Below are 17,245 nucleotides of genomic sequence, written 5' to 3'. Positions count from 1 at the left end.
TCAGCTCACCGTCCAGGTTGGTCCGTCAGGGGTGTCGGTGACCTCGATGCCGGCCGCCTTGATGCGGTCCCGGATCGCGTCCGCGCGCGCCCAGTCCTTGTCCGCACGCGCTTGCGTGCGCTCCTCCAGCAGCCCGGCGACGAGCGCGTCGACGGCGGCCGTCAGCCGCTCCTCCGCCTCCGTGCCGCCGGCACCGGCCCAGGCCGGGTCGTCGGGGTGCACGCCGAGCACGTCGAGCATGCCGTGGACGAGCGCGGCCTGCTCGGCCACGTCCTCACCCTCGGCGAGGCGCCGGTTGCCCTCGCGCACGGTGTCGTAGAGCACGGCCACCGCGGCCGGGGTGCCGAGGTCGTCGTCCATCGCGCTCGCGAAGGCCTCGGGCAGGCTCGCCCGCGCCGCTCGAGCCGGTCGGCGACCCCGCCCGGTCGAGGAAGGCCTCGATCCGGCGGTAGCCGACGGCCGCCTCGTCCAACGCCTCGAAGGAGAACTCCACGTGCGAGCGGTAGTGCGCCGCCACGACGTAGAAGCGCGACTCGGCACCCCGGTAGGTCTCCAGGATCGCCGGGATCGAGAGCGTGTTGCCGAGCGACTTGCTCATCTTCTCGCCGGCGGTGGTGATCCACGCGTTGTGCATCCAGTACGACGCGAAGGCACCGCCCGCCGCCCGCGACTGGGCCTGCTCGTTCTCGTGGTGCGGGAAGCGCAGGTCCACGCCGCCGCCGTGGATGTCGAAGGCGTCGCCGAGGTACTTGCCGGCCATCGCCGAGCACTCGATGTGCCAGCCCGGCCGGCCGCGGCCCCACGGGCTGGGCCAGGACGCGGTCTCCGGCTCGGACTCCTTGCGGCCCTTCCACAGGGCGAAGTCGCGCGGGTCGCGCTTGCCGCGCGGGTCGGCGTCGGCCGCGGGCTCCATGTCGTCCACGCCCTGGTGCGTCGACTCGCCGTACGACGCCCACGAGCGCACGTCGAAGTAGACGTCCCCGCTCCCGTCCTCGGCCGGGTAGGCGTGGCCGCGCTCGACGAGCCGCTCGATGAGCACGATCATCTCGGGGATGTGCCCGGTGGCGGCGGGCTCGTAGGTCGGCGGCGCGACGTTGAGAGCGGCGTAGGCCTTGTCGAGTCTCGATCTTCATCGCGTAGGCGAGGTTGTACCAGGGCCGGCCCTGCTCGGCCGCCTTGGCGAGGATCTTGTCGTCGATGTCGGTGATGTTGCGGATGAAGGTGACCTCGTAGCCGCGGTGGCGCAGCCAGCGCTGGAGCACGTCGAAGTTCACCGCGGAGCGCACGTGCCCGACGTGCGGCTCGCTCTGCACCGTCAGGCCGCACACGTACAGACCCGCCTTGCCCTCCTGGAGGGGCACGAAGTCACGGACCTCGCGGGTCGCGGTGTCGTAGAGCCTGATCGTCACCGGGCCAGTCTAGGGATCCGCGGCGCGGGCCCGCGCATCGTCGGCCAGCGCCGGCCTGCAGGCTCTCTCAGACGCCGTAGCCGCCGTCGACGTCCAGACTTCTGCCCGGTCACGAAGCCGGCACGCGGCGAGGCGAGGAAGCACACCGCCTCCGCGATGTCGGCGGCCGAGCCGAAGCGCCGCAACGGGATGTTGCCGCGGGTCACCTCGAGCGCGCGCTCGTCGAGCTCGCCGTCGGCGATCAGGCGCTCGGCCATGCCGTCGGTGAGCATCCCGGGGCCGACGGCGTTGACCCGCACGCCGTACCGGCCCTCCTCGGCCGCCAGGCCGCGCACCAGCGCCTCGACGGCCGCCTTCGGTGCCGCGGAGAGCCCGTCGCGCACGGGGAAGCGGGAGGTCGCTGCGGTGGTGACGGCGGTCAGCGAGCCGCGCGCCTCGCGCAGGAAGGGCAGCGCGGCATGGGCGACGGCGAAGAAGCCGGCCGCGTCCACGGCCAGCCTGCGCCGCCAGGTCCGCGGGAGCCACCCGCGAGAGGTGGACCATCGGCACGTGCGGCCCGGCGGCGTGCACGACCGTGTGGAGGCCGTCGAGGCTCCGCCGCGGCGTGCCCGACCACCCGGGCGACCTCGTCGGTCTCCCCCAGGTCCAGCCCGTACGACGCCACCCCGATGTCCACCGGGTGCGAGCGGTGCGTGACCGCGACCCGCGCGCCCCGCTCGAGCAGCAGCGTCGCGATCGCCCGGCCCAGGCCGCCGGAGCCGCCGACCACCAGCGCGCCGCCGGGCAGCGCGGAGAAGTCGTCCACCTCAGGCCTGCGCCGTCACGTCGATGGTGTGCCAGCCCGTCGCGCCGTCGGGCAGGACGTCGGCGACGACGCCGGTCTGCACGGTGCCGTCGCGGTCTACGGCGCGGACCCGGACCTGGTGCTCGCCCTCCTCGACCCGCACGGTACGACGCCACTGCACCCAGGTGTCGGCGCTCGCGACCTGCGCCAGCTCGGCGTCCTGCCACGCACCCCCGTCGACCTGGACCTGCACCGCCGAGATCCCGGTGTGCTGGAACCACGCCACCCCGGCGCACACCAGGTCGCCCGCCGGGACCTCGTCCCCCGAGCGCGGTACGTCGATCCGCGAGGCGATCTTGACCGGGCCTCGCTCACCCCAGCCCTTCGCCGTCCAGTACGCCGTGAACCGGTCGAACCGGGTGACCTCCATGTCCACGACCCACTTCGTCGCCGAGACGTAGCCGTAGAGCCCGGGCACGATCGTGCGCACCGGGAAGCCGTGCTCGATGGGCAGCGGCTCGCCGTTCATCGCCACGGCCAGCATCGCGTTGCGCCCGTCGGTCAGCGCCGCGAGCGGCGTGCCGCAGGTCCAGCCGTCGTCGGAGGTCTGCAGCACCGCGTCGGCGTCCGGGTGCAGGCCTGCCTCGGCGAGCAGCGGCGCCAGCCGGACCCCGCTCCACCAGGCGTTGCCGACGAGGTCGCCGCCGACCGGGTTGGACACGCAGTTGAGGGTGATCCAGTCCTGGGTGATCTCGCGCGCGACCAGGTCCCGGTAGGTCAGGGTGATCTCGCGATCGACCATCCCGTGGATCCGGATCGACCACTCGGCGGGCTCGATGGTCGGCTTGATGAAGGTCGTGTCGATCAGGTAAAACGGCTCGCTCGGCGTCGCCCAGGGCGTCACGCCCGGGACGGGCAGGCTCACCCCGTCCGGCACGGCGGGCGCGGTCACCCCCTCGATCCGCAGCAGCCGGCGGCTCGCCTCGGCCCGGCGCCGGGCCGAGCCCGCGACCCGGCCGACGAGGCCGGCCGCAGCGGCGAGCGCGACGGCGCCGCCGACGGAGACGAGGAACTGCCGGCGCGCGTGCGCCGACACCGGCCCGGGGCCGCCCACGACCTCCCAGCGGCGCAGGCCCTCGGCCAGCACCGCGAGCACGATCACCCAGCAGAGCAGCCCGACGACCACCGGCACGTAGTCGATGAGGGCGGGCGTGGGCTTGGCGGCGACGGCGAGGAAGGCGACGGCGGCGAGCACGACGTACCCACCGACGGCGATCCACCAGTGCCGGCGGGCGACCCGGCCGATCAGCGCGAAGATGATGGCCAGCAGGACCAGGATGCCGGCGACGAGGATCTTCTTGTCGTCGCGGTCGAAGGTGTTGATCGCCCACTTCACGACCGAGCCGGGGGTGAGCGCGGTGACGCCCTCGGCGACCGCGACGACCGGCGACTCGCGCACGTGCAGCAACGCCGCCACGGCGTAGGCTCAGGGCGAGGCCGAGCGCGCCGGCCACCAGGCCGGACAGCGCCCACCAGCCGCGGGGAGTCCTCACAAGAGGTCATTGTCCCTCAGGCAAGATTCTCCCGTGAACACCACGGGCCTCCGGGTCGGCATCGGCTCCGACGTGCACCGCCTCGTCCCGCGTGCGGCGGACGCCCCACCGCTGGCTCTCGGCGGGCTCCTGTGGCCCGAGGAGGACGTCGTCCTCGAGGGTCATTCCGACGCCGACGTCGCCGCCCACGCCGCCTGCGACGCGCTGCTCTCCGCGGCGGGGCTGGGCGACCTCGGCAGCAACTTCGGTACGGCGGAGCCGGAGTGGTCCGGCGCCAGCGGGGCCGCGCTGCTGGGCGAGACACGGCGTCGGGTCGAGGCGGCGGGCTTCGGCATCGTGAACGTGGCCGTGCAGGTGATCGGCAACCGGCCCAGGATCGGGCCCCGCCGCGCCGAGGCGCAGGAGGCGCTGTCGGGGGTGCTCGGGGCGCCCGTCTCGCTCTCGGCGACGACGACCGACGGGCTCGGGCTGACCGGGCGCGGCGAGGGGGTCGCGGCGATCGCGACCGCGCTGCTGAGTCTCCTGACCGGAGTGCGACACGCTGTCGCAGACGCCTTCCGTCGTGGCAGGGTGGGAGGGGTGAGCGAGCACAACGTGATCACCGAGGACGGTCTGCGCATCCACGTCACCGTGCGCGGGCGCGAGGACGCGCCGCTGACCGTGCTGCTGTCCCACTGCTGGACGGCGGAGGAGTCGGACTGGCACTACCAGGTCACCGACCTGCTGGCGCGCTACGGCCGCGACGTCCGGATCATCACCTGGGACCACCGCGGGCACGGCCGCTCCGACCGGGCGCGCGAGGCGCAGTGCACGATCCCGCACCTGGCCCGCGACCTCGGCCTGGTGGTCGACACCTACGCGCCCGAGGGCCCGCTCGTCGTCGCCGGCCACTCCGTGGGTGGGATGACGCTCACCGCGATCCCCGAGGAGCGCCCGGACCTGATGCCGCGCATCGTCGGCGCGCTCTTCGTCAGCACCACCAGCGGCGAGCCTCCGCAAGGTCACCCTCGGTCTGCCCGCGGCCGCCGGCGCGCTGATGCGCGACCGGCTGCCCTTCATCCTCGCCCACCGCTCGCGGATGCTCAGCCGCACCCGCCGCGAGAAGTACCCGATCATCGAGCGCCAGATCGCGCGCCGCTTCCTCTTCGGCACCCCGGCCCGTCCGCGCGACGTCGGGCACGTGGTCGACCAGGCTGGTGCACGCCTGGCCGGAGACGATGTCCGGCTTCTTCCGCGACATGATGGCGCACGACCGGATCGGCAACCTGTCGGCCTTCGACGACATCCCCACCACCGTGCTCGTCGGCACCCGCGACCTGCTCACCCCGCCCGAGCACGCCGGCAAGATCGCCCAGGGCATCCGCGGCGCGCGCCTGCTCGTCGCGCCCGGCGCCGGGCACTACCTGCCGTTCGAGCGCCGCGAGCTCGTCACCGAGGAGCCTGATCGCGCTCGTCGACGGCGCTCTCGCCCGGACCTCGCGGCAGGGCCGGCACCGCGCCCAGGCATCCGGCTAGGCGGCCTTGCGGGAGCCGACCAGCACCACGCCCTCGACCACCTTCACGTCGTACGCCGGGACGGTGACGTGGTGGTCGTCCAGGCAGCGCCCGGTGCGCAGGTCGAAGGCGTGCCGGTGCGCGGGCGAGGCCACGAAGGGCGTCTCGCCGCGCCGGCCGACGATCCCGCGGGAGATCCCGCCGCCGGCGTGCCGGGCGAAGGGATCGTGGTTGCCGAGCGCGTACACCGCGTCGTCCCCGGTGCGGAAGATCGCGATCGCCTGGCCGTGCACGAGCGCCGTCACCCCGCGATCGACCGCCAGCTCGACCATCCGGCAGACCGGCCGCCACTCCTCCGCGGCCTCGTGACCCGTCATGCAGCGAACGTAGGGTCGCGCTGTTCTCAGCGAGGTTTCCGCGTGTAACAGCCAGGAAAACCCTTCCTCTGACCTGCACGGCCCGAGCACGTCTGCGTCGCTAGGCTGCCGGTCGTGAGCACCTTCCCCACCGCTGCCGTCGTGGTCCTCGGCGCCGGGAGCGGGACCCGCGTCGGCGCGGAGGTCAACAAGGTGCTCCTGCCCCTGCGTGGCACCCCCTGCTGGCCTGGTCGGTGCGGACCGCGCTGGAGGTCCCCGGGGTGGACCCGGTCGTCGTGGTCTGCCGTCCCGGCGAGCGGCCCGAGGTCGCCGACGCTCTGCTGCCCGTCGTGGGCGAGCGCGAGGTGCTGCTCATCGACGGCGGCGCCACCCGGCAGGCCTCGGAGCAGGCCGCCCTCGACCTGCTCGCCCCCCGGGTCGCCGACGGCGCTGTCGACGTGGTGGCGATCCACGACGGCGCTCGTCCACTCGCGGGCGCGGCGCTCTTCGCGGCGGCCATCGCCGCCGCGCGCACCTACGGCGGCGCGGTCCCCGCGCACGAGCCTGCCCGGCCTGCTTCCCCGCGATCCCGCCGGCCTACCGTCCCCCGGGGCCCGGACACCCGCCTGGTCGGCGTGCAGACCCCCAGGCGTTCCGAGCCGCGCCGCTGGTGGCCGCGTACGCCGCGGCAGGTGCCGCGGGCTTCGACGGCACCGACACCGCCGGGGTCTTCGCGGCCTTCGCCCCCGGGGACCTGGCTATCGCCGCGGTCCCCTCGGGCCCGGACAACCTCAAGGTCACCTTCGCCGAGGACCTCGCGGTCGCCGCGCGCCTGCTCGGCTGACTCGTCGCTGGCGAGCGGCTTCAACGGGGGTCGGTCAGCGCCTCGAGCACCGCGATGTCGGCGCCGGAGGCGACCCGCCGGGCCTCGGGGGCGCCTCGGCGAGCACGACCCGGTCCACGCCGTACCGCTCCCGCAGGGCGGTGACCAGCGCGACGAAGTCCGTCGACGGCAGGCCGTCGAGGTCGGCGACCACCGACGGCGGCAGCACGACCGGGGAGCAGACGGCGACCAGGGCATCGCGGTCGACGGTGGGGCCGAGCAGGCTCGCCGGTCACCTCCTTGACCGTGTCGGTGACCGGGCGTACGCCGACCACGACCACGTCCTCGACGGCGGCCCGGTCGGCACAGCGGGCCAGGAAGGCCGGCGGCGTCATCGGGCAGAGGGGGTCGTGGAGGACCAGGGGCCTCGCCGCGCTCGGCGAGGGCGGCCCAGGGCACGGTGAGGTCCACGAGCTCGACCCCCGCCTCGCCGGCGGACCAGGCGGCCGCCGCGACGAGCGACTCGCCGTGCACGAGGTGGAAGGGGAGGGCGCCACGGCCCTCCTCCACGACGATCCCGGAGACCGGGACCGAAATGTCGACGACGTCATACGGGTGCGGGTTCATCAGAACCCCACCGTATGACGTCGTCGATTGCCTCAGTCGTTTGCCTCAGGAGGCGAGGACCTCGTCGAGGATGGTCTCGGCCTTGTCCTCGTTGGTGTTCTCGCAGAGCGCGAACTCGGAGACCAGGATCTGCCGGGCCTTGGCGAGCATCCGCTTCTCGCCGGCCGACAGGCCACGGTCGCGCTCGCGGCGCCACAGGTCGCGCACGACCTCCGCCACCTTCATGACGTCGCCACTGTGGAGGCTTCTCGAGGTTCGCCTTGTAGCGCCTCGACCAGTTGGTCGGCTCCTCGACGTGCTCAGCCCGCAGCACGCCGAACACCCGGTCCAGCCCGTCCTTGTCCACGACATCCCGAACACCCACGAGATCGAGGTTGTCGGCCGGCACGCGGACCACGAGGTCCTGCTGGGCGACAATCCGAAGCACGAGGTACTGCCGTTCCTGGCCCTTGATCGTCCGCATCTCGATGTTCTCGATGACAGCGGCCCCGTGATTGGGGTACACGACCGTTTCGCCGACGGTGAAAGTCATATGAGCAAAACCCCTTCCTAGGACACCTATCCTACCACGCTCAGCCGAGGGCCCAGAAAGCGTTTGCGCAGGTCAGGGCCGTTATCAGCGGCTTGACAACCCCGGTGAGGTGTGGTTCCCGCGCACAGTGGTGCTGTGGGGCACATCACCCGGCGGGGGTACGACGGTGCTGCCGGCCGCGCTCGCGTCGTACCGATGTGGGAAGGGGACCGATCGGTGGGCCCGCCTGCGCGGGACCTGCCGGTGTTCCATACTGCTCGCCATGGCAAAGATGCAGCGCTGGCGGCGCGGACGCTCTGCCGGGGAGGGAACGGCACCGGGGCCGGAGGCCACGGAGCTCGTCGAGGGAGACGACGAGTCTCGCGAGCGAGATCGACCCCGAGGTGGCCACCGACCTGGACGAGGCCGAGCAGCCCGAGGACCCCGAGGACGAGCCCGGGGACCCCGAGGACCCCGAGGACTCCGGCGACCTCGACGACTCGGACGACCCCGACGACTCGGACGACCTCGACGAGGAGTCCGACGACGAGGAGTCCGACGACGAGGAGTCCGTGGAGGACGACGACGCCGAGGAGGACGACCTCGACGACGTCGCGCCCGTCCTGCCCTCCGCCACCCGGCGCGGCTTCCTCGACGGCAGCGTGGCGGTGCAGGCTGCTCCAGGCCGCGCACGCCAAGCAGGCGATCACCACCGCGCTCGCGATGGGTCTGGCCGCCGCGGTCTCCGGCCGTCCCGCGCGCGAGACGGCCGTCGTGCTGGTGACCGTGCTGGTCGGCCAGACGATCCTGGGCTGGCACAACGACATCGTCGACCGCCAGCGCGACAAGGCCCACGGGCTGACCGGCAAGCCGGTCGCGATGGGCCGGCTCACCACCGACACGCTCTGGTACGCCGTCCTGGTGGCCGCGCTGCTGCTCGTGCCGCTGGCGATCACGACCGGCATCAAGGCCGGCTGCCTCTACCTCGCCTCCGTCGCGGTGGGCCTGCTCGGCAACGTCGTGCTGCGCACCGGGTTCTTCTCCTGGTGGTCGTGGGCGGTGTCCTTCGCGCTGCTGCCGGCGTACCTCTCCTTCGGCGGCTGGGGCGGCCAGGCCGAGGGCAACCCGCCGGAGACCTCGATCGTCGTGCTCGCCGCCCTGCTCGGCATCGGCGTGCACTTCATGCGCGCCGTGTGGGGCCTGGTGGCCGACCACGAGGACGGCTGGACGTACCTGCCGCTCAGGCTCGGCCTCAAGACTCGGCGCCACCCGCCTGCTCGCGCTCTCGACGCTCTACACCGTCGTCATCGTCGTGCTGCTCGCGGTGATGGGCGCCAAGGTCGGCCTCAGCCGTTGACCGGTCCCCGTCCCGGGGCAGCCCGGGCCATCCGCGACCGCTAGAGTGAGGCCGCTCGACCACCCGGTTCCACCGGCCGCCCCGCGGCCGAACCCGACAGACCAGCGGAGGCCTGCCGACATGCCCCACCTGCGCCCGACTGCGATCGCCGGACTGCTCCTGGCAGCGGTCTCGTCCGTGACGCTCTCGTCCTGCGGCTTCCACTACCCGACCGACCGGGTGAACACCATCGCCGCGGGCACCAACAACCGCGACCACTCGGTCGAGGCCCTCGGCATCCGGGTGCTGGCGACCGCGAAGGGTGAGGGCCGCCTGATCGGCGCGCTGTCCAACGGCAACACCGAGGACGCCTCGCTGCAGTCGGTCTCCTCCCCCGACAACACCTTCACCGCCGCGAAGTTCAAGCCGGTCAAGGCTGGCGCCGGGCGCCGCGGTCAACCTGGCCGAGGCCGCCCCGATCGACCTGAGCGGCGACTTCACCGCCGGCGACTTCGTCACCGTGGAGCTCGGGTTCAGCACGGGCGAGACCGCGAGCCTGGACGTGCAGGTCGTCAAGAACTGCTTCCAGTACACCCAGGTCCCCACCCCGACGCCCTCCGCGGACGACAGCGCCACCGCCGAGGAGAGCGCGTCCGCGAGCGACGAGGCCACCGACGAGGCCACCGACGAGGCCACCGACGGCGAGAGCCCGGCCGCGGGCGAGGAGCACGGCGACGAGGGCGACGCCACCTTCACCTGCGCGAACGAGGCTCCCGTGCCCGGGAGCGAGCACTGATGACGTACACCCTCGTCCTGCTGCGCCACGGCGAGAGCGAGTGGAACGCCAAGAACCTCTTCACCGGCTGGGTCGACGTGGCCCTGACCGAGAAGGGTCGCGGCGAGGCCGTCCGCGGCGGTGGTACGCTGCGCGAGGCCGGGCTGCTGCCCGACGTCGTGCACACCTCGCTGCAGCGCCGGGCGATCAACACCGCCGCGCTGGCGCTCGACGCCGCCGACCGGCACTGGATCCCGGTCCGCCGCTCGTGGCGTCTCAACGAGCGCCACTACGGCGCCCTGCAGGGCAAGGACAAGAAGTCCATCCGCGAGGAGTACGGCGAGGAGCAGTTCATGCTCTGGCGCCGCTCCTTCGACGTACCGCCCCCGCCGCTGGCCGACGACGACGAGTACTCCCAGGCCGGGGACCCCCGCTACGCCGACCTCGGCGACGAGACTCCCCCGCGCCGAGGCGCTCAAGCAGGTCATCGACCGCCTGCTTCCCTACTGGGACGCCGGCATCGTGCCCGACCTGCGGGCCGGGCGGACCGTGCTGGTCGCCGCACACGGCAACAGCCTGCGCGCGATCGTGAAGCACCTCGACGGCATCAGCGACGCCGACATCGCGGGCCTGAACATCCCCACCGGCATGCCGCTGCTCTACGAGACTCGACGAGGAGACCCTGGCGCCGACCGTGCCCGGCGGTCGCTACCTCGACCCCGAGGCCGCGGCCGCGGCGGCTGCTGCCGTCGCCAGCCAGGGTCACTGACCCGCTGACCGGGCCGGCAGGTCTCAGCCGGCCAGCACCCCGTCGGCGACGACGGCGAGCATCGAGCGGGCCGCGGCGGGCTCCAGGCTCGCTGTTGTCGACCACGGCAGCGACCCCGCCGACCAGTCGGCACAGGCTGCATCGCGTCGACCTCGCCCTGCAGGGCACCCTCGGCGGCCAACGCCTCGATGACCCGCTCGTTGGCGCTGAGGTAGGTGCGGCACTTGGCCGCGAAGGGCGAGCCCTCGTCGCCCAGCGCGCTGGTGATCCGCCAGGCCGCGCCCTTGTGGCGGGTGAGGAACTCGACGTAGGTCTCGAACCAGGCGAGCAGCCGGTCGCGGGGAGTGCCCTCGCCGGCGAGCGCCTTCTCGGCGGCGGCGTTCACCGTCTCCACCCAGGCCTGGATGGCGGCGTCGTAGAGCGCCTCCTTGGTCGGGAAGTGGCGGTAGAGGGTGCCGACGCCCACGCCGGCACTCTTGGCGACCTCGTCCATCGAGACGGCGTCGTAGCCCTTCTCGCGGAAGAGCCGACGAGCGATGTCCGCGATGCGCTCACGGTTGCGGACGGCGTCGGCGCGCAAACGAGATCACCTTTTTCCCTTGCTAAACGGAGACACCCTCCGTATCGTGGTGGATAACCGGAGTCACCCTCCGATACAGCGTACCTCGGCCTCCCCGGCCAGAACAGGACACCACCCTTGTCTTCCACCGCACTCCTCGCCGCACCGTCCCGGGCGACCACCCGGACGACGTCGGTCGGCATCCTGATCGTGCTGCTCGCGCAGGCTGATGCTCGTCCTCGACTCCGCCGTCATGAACGTCGGACTGCCCCACATCGCCACCGACCTGCACTTCGGCGCCGCGTCGCTGTCGTGGGTCCTCAACGCCTACGCCCTCGCCTTCGGCGGCCTGCTGCTCCTCGGCGGCCGGCTCGGCGACGTCTTCGGCCGGCTCTCGGTCTTCTGGATCGGGCTGGCGGTGTTCACCGTCTTCTCCCTGCTCGGCGGCCTCGCCACCGAGCCGTGGATGCTCGTCGGTGCCCGCGCCCTGCAGGGCGTCGGCGCCGCGATCGCCGCGCCCTCGGTGCTCGCCCTGATCACCACCTCCGCGCCCGACGAGGCGGCTCGCAACCGTCGCCTCGCGCTCTTCACCGCCGTCTCCTCCGGTGGCGCCGCGCTCGGCATGCTCCTGGGCGGCGTCCTCACCGACCTGCTGTCGTGGCGCTGGACGCTCTTCATCAACATCCCGATCGGCCTGGCGGTCCTGCTCACCGTCCGCCGGTACGTCGCGGACACGCCCCGCCGCCCCGGCCGCTTCGACGTCGTCGGCGCCATCACCTCCACCGGCGCCGCCGCGACACTGGTCTGGACGCTGATCAAGGCGCCCGACCACGGCTGGACGTCCCCGCAGACCGTCCTGGGTCTCGCGCTCGCCGTCCTGCTCGCCGCCGCCCTGGTCGTCACCGAGCGCCGGCACAGCCACCCGCTGCTGCGCCTGGGCCTGCTCCGCAGCCGGACCCGGGTCGCCACGCTGGTCACCATGGCCGCGCTCTACGGCGGCATGCTCGCCACGTTCTTCCTCATGGTGCAGTTCTTCGAGGAGGACCGCGGCTACGGCCCGCTGCAGACCGGGTTCGCGTTCCTGCCGATCCCGCTGAGCGTGTTCACGATGTCCCGGGTCACCCCGCGCCTGGTCGCCCGCTTCGGGCAGCCGCCGATCATCGCGGCCGGCACGGTCGGGGTGCTTACCAGCCTTCCTGCTGCTCACCCGGCTGACCGAGACGACGAGTCTACTGGAGCGGCGTCTTCCCGGCCCTGCTCCTCATGGGCATCAGCATGGGCGGCAGGCTTCATGCCGATCACCTCGCTGGCGCTGCTGGGCGTCGAGCCCGAGCACGCGGGGTCGGCCTCCGGCCTGCTGCAGACCATGCAGCGAACTCGGTGGCGCAGTCGGCCTGGCCATCATCGCCTCGGTGTACGCAGGCCACGCCGTGCCCGGCGACTTCCTCGCCGGCGCCCACGCGGGGCTGGCCGCCGCCGCGGTGATCGCGGCGATCGGGCTCGTCAGCGCGGCGAGCCTGCTGGCCCGGCCCCGCCCGCGCGTCGTACCGGCCCCCGAGCCGGTGGCCGTCGAGGTCGAGGCGGCCTGAGGCCGCGGCGCAGCCCGGGCCGGCTCAGGCAGCCGGCTCGGGCTTGTGCCCGGTCACGACGAAGATCACCCGGTTGGCGACGGAGACCGCGTGGTCGGCGATCCGCTCGTAGTAGCGACCGAGCAGCGCGATGTCGACGGCCGCCTCGACGCCGTGGCTCCAGTCGTCGGAGAGCAGACTCGGTGAAGTTGGTACGACGCAGCCTGGTCCATCTCCTCGTCGTCGCGGCCCAGCGCGATGGCGGCCTCGACGTCGCGCCCGGCGATCACCTGGGTGACCCGGGCGACCATGTCCTCGGCGACGGTGGCCATGCGCTGCACGGTCGGCCGGATCTCCTCCGGCACCGCGACGTCGGGCACCCGGAGCCGGGCGACCTTGGCGACGTGGACGGACAGGTCGCCCATCCGCTCGAGCTCGGCGACCATCCGCAGCGCGGCGACGATCGTGCGCAGGTCACCGGCCACCGGCTGCTGCAGGGAGAGCAGCCCGAACGCGTTGTCCTCGACCCGCTCGCGGGCCCGGTCGATCTCGGCGTCCTCGCTGATCACCCGCTCGGCGATCGAGGAGTCGCCGGTCATCAGGGCCTCGGTGGCATCCTTGACCGCGACCTGGACCCGGCGGCTGATGCCGGCGAGGTCCTCGAAGATCGCGTCGAGTCTGGTCGGTGTACGCGTCACGCATGCTCCCAGGCTAGGGCGCACAGGTGTCCCGCACACGCACCACGGTGAACGCAGGGTGAACATCGCGAAGCCCGGCATTCTCGATTCCGAGACAGCCCGGCGGGTCGCCGTACGATCGTGACGTGGATCCGACGACGCAAGCCTTCCTGGCTGCGCTCCTCGGCGCCGTCGTCGCCGGAGGTGCCATGCTCGCCTGGCACCTCAGCGACCGTCAGCAGAACCTCTACAAGGCTCCCGAGGACCCGCTGCTCCCCGACGGGGTCGCGGCCGTGCTCTCCGTGCTGCGCAGCAGCGCCGTCGTCGTCGACGAGACCGACGCGGTCCTCAAGGCATCCGCGCCCGCCTTCGCGATGGGCTTCGTGCGCGGCTCCCAGGCTGCTCTCCGAGGAGCCTCGGCACCCTCATCCGGCAGGTACGACGCGACGGCCAGATCCGCGAGACCGGTTCGATCGTGCCGCGGGCCTCCGGCATCCCCCGCCACGTCACCGCGCGGGTCGCGCCGCTGGGCTCGCGCCTGGTGCTGGCGCTGGTCGAGGACCGTACCCGCGAGCGCCAGGTCGACGCCGTCCGGCGCGACTTCGTCGCCAACGTCAGCCACGAGCTCAAGACGCCGGTCGGCGCGATGCGGCTGCTCGCCGAGGCCGTCCAGGACGCCTCCGACGACCCGGACGCGGTCTACCGCTTCGCCTCGCGGATGCTCACCGAGAGCGACCGGCTCTCCCGCCTGATCCAGCAGATCATCGAGCCTGTCCCGGCTGCAGGGCGACGAGCCGCTGGAGTCGCCGGTGCCGGTCTCCATCGACGAGGTGGTCGCCTCCGCGGTCGACTTCGTCTCGATGACCGCCACCGCGAAGGACATCTCCGTCATCGCCGAGGGCGAGGAGGGCCTCAAGGTCCTCGGCAGCGAGAAGCAGGTGGGCGCCGCGGTGAGCAACCTGGTCGCCAACGCCGTCGCCTACTCCGAGCCCAACGCCCGCGTGGTGGTGACCCGCAAGCGGGCCGGGCACTTCATCGAGATCTCCGTGATCGACCAGGGCATCGGCATCCCCGAGGCCGAGGTCGAGCGGATCTTCGAGCGGTTCTACCGGGTCGACCCGGCCCGGCACCGCTCCACCGGGGGCACCGGCCTCGGGCTGTCGATCGTGAAGCACGTCGCAGCCACCCACGGCGGGGACGTGCGAGTCTGGTCCGTGGAGGGCCAGGGCTCCACCTTCACGCTGTCCCTGCCCCACCACCCGCACCACGACGAGGGGTCGCCCTTCCTGGGGCTGGCCTCGCTCGCGACGGCCGACACCGACCGCCGCAAGCACGACCACATGGAAGACCAGGAGGACCGCCCGTGACCCGGGTACTTGTCGTCGAAGACGAAGAGAGCCTACAGCGACGCGCTCGCCTACCTCCTCCGCAAGGAGGGGTTCGAGGTCGCGATCGCGGCCGACGGCAACGAGGCGCTCAAGGAGTTCGACCGCAACGGTGCGGACATCGTGCTGCTGGACCTGATGCTCCCGGGCATCCCCGGCACCGAGGTCTGCCGCACGATCCGCCAGACGTCGAACGTCCCGGTGATCATGGTGAGCGCCAAGGACGACGAGGTCGACAAGGTGGTCGGGCTCGAGCTCGGCGCCGACGACTACGTCACCAAGCCCTACTCCCCGCGCGAGTTCGGTCGCCCGGATCCGCGCGGTCCTGCGCCGCGGTGCGGGTGAGGAGCCTGCTGCCCGACACCCTCGAGGCCGGGCCGGTGCGGATGGACGTCGAGCGGCACGTGGTGACCGTCGACGGCACCGAGCAGCGCCTGCCGCTCAAGGAGTTCGAGCTCCTGGAGATGTTCCTGCGCAACCCGGGCCGGGTGCTCACCCGCGGCCAGGCTCATCGACCGGGTCTGGGGCTCCGACTACGTCGGTGACACCAAGACCCTCGACGTGCACGTCAAGCGCCTGCGGGCCAAGGCTGGAGCCGGAGCCGAGCGAGCCGAAGTACCTCGTCACGGTGCGCGGCCTGGGCTACAAGCTCGAGGTCTGAGGAACGCGGCAGGAAGTCGTCGTACGACGACCGAAATCCGCGCGACCGGAGCGGTGCGCGCCCCCTAGCGTGGGGGGCGTGCCCGACTCCCCCCGCTCGCCCGCCGTCCTGCCCCTGCTCGCCGTCGGGGTGACCCTGGTCCTGTGGGCCAGCGCGTTCGTCGGGATCCGGCACCTGGCCGGGGACTTCTCCCCCGGCGCGCTGTCCTTCGGCCGGCTCCTGGTCGGCGCCGTCGCGCTCGCGCCGGTGGCGCTGCTGCAGGGCCTGCCGCGGCCGAGCCGGCGGCAGTGGGCCTCGATCGTGGTGATCGGGGTGCTGTGGTTCGGCGTCTACAACCTCGCCCTCAACGCCGGTGAGCGCCGCATCGACGCCGGCACTGCCGCGATGCTCATCCAGGTCTCGCCGGTCCTCATCGCGCTGCTCGCGGCGACCTTCCTGCGCGAGCGGTTCACCCGTCAGGCTCGCCGCCGGGCTGGCGCTCGCGTTCGCCGGCGTCGCGGTGATCGGCCTGGCGACCTCCGGCGGCGAGACCTCGGGCGACGTCCTCGGCGTGGTGCTGTGCCTGGTCTCCGCCGCGGTGTACGCCGTCAGCGTGATCCTCCAGAAGCCCCTCGTCGCCTCGCTCTCCGCCGTCCACGTGACGTGGTTGGCGTGCACGATCGGGATGATCACCTGCCTGCCCTGGGCGGGCCAGCCTGGTCTCCCAGGCCGGGGACGCACCGCTCTCGTCGAGCCTGTGGCTGGCCTACCTCGGGGTGTTCCCGACGGCGATCGCCTTCACGACGTACGCCTTCGCGCTGCGGCACATGTCCGCCTCCGCGCTGGGCGTCACGACCTACCTGGTGCCGCCGATCACGATCGTGCTCGGGCTGGTCCTCCTCGACGAGGTCCCGCCGCCGGTCGCCTACGTCGGCGGGGTGCTCGCGCTGCTGGGCGTCGGCATCGCGCGCCGCGCCCCGTCGAAGCCCGCGGCGACCGTCGCGCCCGCGGCGCCGGCTCAGGAGCCGGCGGTCTGAGCGTCGCCCTCGATCTCGACGACCACGTCCGCGGCCGGCTCGGTGCTGGCCACCGCGGTGGCATCCGCCTCGGCGGCCCGGCTGCCCGCGGCGACGAAGCAGCCGACGAGGATCAGCGGGAAGCCGACGAGCATGCCGGTGGTGACCTTCTCGTCGAGCAGCAGCACCCCGAGCACGATCGCGACCGCGGGGTTGACGTAGGTGATGATCGTCGACCGGGTCGGCCCCGCCTCCCTGATCAGGGCGAGGAAGACCACGAAGGCGAGGGCGGTGCAGACCAGCCCCAGCACGACGATGCTGCCCCACGCCTTGCCGGGCAGGCCGGTCGGCGGGTCGAGGACCCCGAACGGCAGGTAGACCAGCGCGGTGAGGGTCAGCGCGCAGCCCATCACGCCCAGGCCGGACACGTCGGAGAGCCACCGGGTCAGCACCAGCGGGCCCGCGGCGTAGCAGACCGCGACGCCCAGCATCTCCGCAACCGCGAGCAGGTCGACGTGGTCGAGGTCGAGCCCGACCAGGCAGGCGACGCCCGCGAAGCCCAGCACCAGCCCGGCCGCCTGGGTCCGGGTGAAGCGCTCGGCCTGCGCGGTCACCAGGAAGGCCAGCGCGCCGAAGAGCGGCACCGCCGCGACCAGGAGCCCGGCCAGCGAGGAGGAGATCCGCTGCTCGGCGTGCCCGAGCAGCACCCACGGCACCATGATCTCGATGACCGCGAAGAGCGCCAGCGGCCGCCAGCGGCGCAGCACCGGGGCGACCTCGCCGCGGGCCAGGGCCAGCGGCAGGAGGACCAGCGCCGCGAGCGCCGTGCGGAGGAAGACCAGGCCGGCGGGCGAGACGTGCTCGACGGCGATCCGGATGAACAGGTAGGGAAGGCCCCAGATCACGCACATCGCCAGGAACAGCGTCCACCCACGCTTCGTCACGGGAGCACTGTAGGGACGG

At 72.9% G+C, this 17,245-nt stretch carries 16 protein-coding genes and 9 pseudogenes; 14 read left to right on the top strand and 11 right to left on the bottom strand.

The window, feature by feature from the left end; genetic code table 11:
* The 4 genes and pseudogenes from cysS to G5V59_RS28645 all read right to left on the bottom strand — a co-directional run bounded on the left by cysS (position 1) and on the right by G5V59_RS28645 (position 3,652).
* A pseudogene (cysS, locus tag G5V59_RS28660) lies at positions 1–1,409 on the bottom strand (cysteine--tRNA ligase).
* Entirely contained in the window at positions 1,406–1,900 is a 495-nt protein-coding gene (locus G5V59_RS28655; protein ID WP_278258760.1) for an SDR family oxidoreductase, read from the bottom strand. The pseudogene cysS and the gene G5V59_RS28655 overlap by 4 nt, the downstream one beginning before the upstream one ends.
* Positions 1,828–2,214: a hypothetical protein gene (locus G5V59_RS28650; protein ID WP_278258759.1), complete on the bottom strand. Its 387-nt coding sequence runs from the start codon at positions 2,212–2,214 to the stop codon at positions 1,828–1,830. Before G5V59_RS28650 ends, G5V59_RS28655 begins: the two co-directional genes overlap by 73 nt.
* Position 2,215: 1 nt before the next feature.
* Positions 2,216–3,652: a molybdopterin-dependent oxidoreductase gene (locus tag G5V59_RS28645; RefSeq protein WP_278260118.1), complete on the bottom strand. Its 1,437-nt coding sequence runs from the start codon at positions 3,650–3,652 to the stop codon at positions 2,216–2,218.
* 127 nt (positions 3,653–3,779) lie between these two features.
* On the opposite strand from G5V59_RS28645, the pseudogene ispF reads away from it, so the two are divergent.
* From ispF to G5V59_RS28630, 3 genes and pseudogenes are all read left to right on the top strand, one after another.
* Positions 3,780–4,262 (top strand): annotated as a pseudogene (gene ispF / locus G5V59_RS28640) (2-C-methyl-D-erythritol 2,4-cyclodiphosphate synthase); the annotation flags it as partial.
* Positions 4,263–4,277: 15 nt separating this feature from the next.
* Positions 4,278–4,988 (top strand): alpha/beta fold hydrolase, encoded by a 711-nt coding sequence (locus G5V59_RS28635; protein ID WP_341351326.1) that lies wholly within the window; start codon positions 4,278–4,280, stop codon positions 4,986–4,988.
* A complete protein-coding gene (locus tag G5V59_RS28630; RefSeq protein ID WP_278258758.1) occupies positions 4,927–5,190 on the top strand; it encodes a hypothetical protein in 264 nt (87 codons plus the stop codon). Before G5V59_RS28635 ends, G5V59_RS28630 begins: the two co-directional genes overlap by 62 nt.
* 67 nt (positions 5,191–5,257) lie before the next feature.
* On the opposite strand, the gene nirD is transcribed toward G5V59_RS28630, so the two are convergent.
* Positions 5,258–5,617 (bottom strand): nitrite reductase small subunit NirD, encoded by a 360-nt coding sequence (gene nirD / locus G5V59_RS28625; protein ID WP_278258757.1) that lies wholly within the window; start codon positions 5,615–5,617, stop codon positions 5,258–5,260.
* A gap of 233 nt (positions 5,618–5,850) precedes the next feature.
* On the opposite strand from nirD, the pseudogene G5V59_RS28620 reads away from it, so the two are divergent.
* Positions 5,851–6,093, top strand: a pseudogene (locus G5V59_RS28620) (2-C-methyl-D-erythritol 4-phosphate cytidylyltransferase); the annotation flags it as partial.
* Between the two features lie 367 nt (positions 6,094–6,460).
* Here the strand turns inward: G5V59_RS28620 and G5V59_RS28610 are convergent.
* Entirely contained in the window at positions 6,461–6,814 is a 354-nt protein-coding gene (locus G5V59_RS28610) for a hypothetical protein (protein ID WP_278258756.1), read from the bottom strand.
* Positions 6,815–7,091: 277 nt separating this feature from the next.
* Positions 7,092–7,578, bottom strand: a pseudogene (locus G5V59_RS28605) (CarD family transcriptional regulator).
* 262 nt (positions 7,579–7,840) lie between these two features.
* Between G5V59_RS28605 and G5V59_RS28600 the strand changes: the two are divergent.
* The 4 genes and pseudogenes from G5V59_RS28600 to G5V59_RS28585 all read left to right on the top strand — a co-directional run.
* Positions 7,841–8,341 (top strand): hypothetical protein, encoded by a 501-nt coding sequence (locus G5V59_RS28600; protein ID WP_278258755.1) that lies wholly within the window; start codon positions 7,841–7,843, stop codon positions 8,339–8,341.
* On the top strand, positions 8,281–8,958 hold the full coding sequence (locus G5V59_RS28595; protein WP_278258754.1) for a UbiA family prenyltransferase: 678 nt from the start codon (positions 8,281–8,283) through the stop codon (positions 8,956–8,958). Before G5V59_RS28600 ends, G5V59_RS28595 begins: the two co-directional genes overlap by 61 nt.
* Before the next feature lie 730 nt (positions 8,959–9,688).
* Positions 9,689–10,437: pseudogene (locus tag G5V59_RS28590) on the top strand (phosphoglyceromutase).
* Between the two features lie 788 nt (positions 10,438–11,225).
* Positions 11,226–12,308 (top strand): annotated as a pseudogene (locus tag G5V59_RS28585) (MFS transporter); the annotation flags it as partial.
* Here the strand turns inward: G5V59_RS28585 and G5V59_RS28580 are convergent.
* Positions 12,267–12,401, bottom strand: a complete 135-nt coding sequence (locus G5V59_RS28580; RefSeq protein ID WP_278260361.1) for a hypothetical protein — start codon at positions 12,399–12,401, stop codon at positions 12,267–12,269. The pseudogene G5V59_RS28585 and the gene G5V59_RS28580 sit on opposite strands and share 42 nt — an antisense overlap.
* 7 nt (positions 12,402–12,408) lie before the next feature.
* On the opposite strand from G5V59_RS28580, the gene G5V59_RS28575 reads away from it, so the two are divergent.
* On the top strand, positions 12,409–12,585 hold the full coding sequence (locus tag G5V59_RS28575) for a hypothetical protein (RefSeq protein WP_278260360.1): 177 nt from the start codon (positions 12,409–12,411) through the stop codon (positions 12,583–12,585).
* A 65-nt stretch (positions 12,586–12,650) separates the two neighbouring features.
* Here G5V59_RS28575 and G5V59_RS28570 read toward each other — a convergent pair whose 3' ends face one another.
* Positions 12,651–13,262, bottom strand: coding sequence for a PhoU domain-containing protein (locus G5V59_RS28570; protein ID WP_341351054.1), 612 nt, complete (start codon positions 13,260–13,262; stop codon positions 12,651–12,653).
* Positions 13,263–13,887: 625 nt separating this feature from the next.
* On the opposite strand from G5V59_RS28570, the pseudogene G5V59_RS28565 reads away from it, so the two are divergent.
* From G5V59_RS28565 to G5V59_RS28550, 4 genes and pseudogenes are all read left to right on the top strand, one after another.
* Positions 13,888–13,950 (top strand): annotated as a pseudogene (locus tag G5V59_RS28565) (hypothetical protein); the annotation flags it as partial.
* 151 nt (positions 13,951–14,101) lie between these two features.
* A complete protein-coding gene (locus G5V59_RS28560; RefSeq protein ID WP_278260115.1) occupies positions 14,102–14,608 on the top strand; it encodes an ATP-binding protein in 507 nt (168 codons plus the stop codon).
* A pseudogene (locus G5V59_RS28555) lies at positions 14,605–15,287 on the top strand (response regulator transcription factor). Before G5V59_RS28560 ends, G5V59_RS28555 begins: the two are co-directional and overlap by 4 nt.
* 69 nt (positions 15,288–15,356) lie before the next feature.
* A pseudogene (locus G5V59_RS28550) lies at positions 15,357–15,683 on the top strand (DMT family transporter); the annotation flags it as partial.
* Positions 15,684–15,735: 52 nt separating this feature from the next.
* On the opposite strand, the gene G5V59_RS28545 reads toward G5V59_RS28550, so the two are convergent.
* Entirely contained in the window at positions 15,736–15,924 is a 189-nt protein-coding gene (locus tag G5V59_RS28545; RefSeq protein WP_278258753.1) for a hypothetical protein, read from the bottom strand.
* Positions 15,925–16,042: 118 nt separating this feature from the next.
* Here G5V59_RS28545 and G5V59_RS28540 point away from each other — a divergent pair, with 118 nt between their 5' ends.
* On the top strand, positions 16,043–16,303 hold the full coding sequence (locus G5V59_RS28540; RefSeq protein ID WP_278258752.1) for an EamA family transporter: 261 nt from the start codon (positions 16,043–16,045) through the stop codon (positions 16,301–16,303).
* On the opposite strand, the gene G5V59_RS28535 is transcribed toward G5V59_RS28540, so the two are convergent.
* Positions 16,285–17,226: an EamA family transporter gene (locus tag G5V59_RS28535; RefSeq protein WP_278258751.1), complete on the bottom strand. Its 942-nt coding sequence runs from the start codon at positions 17,224–17,226 to the stop codon at positions 16,285–16,287. The genes G5V59_RS28540 and G5V59_RS28535 overlap by 19 nt on opposite strands.
* Positions 17,227–17,245: the final 19 nt, after the last annotated feature.

The sequence above is a fragment of the Nocardioides convexus genome (assembly GCF_011090295.1).
Note: the sequence above shows the minus strand (reverse complement) of the source record. Positions and strands in the feature narration are given on the sequence as shown.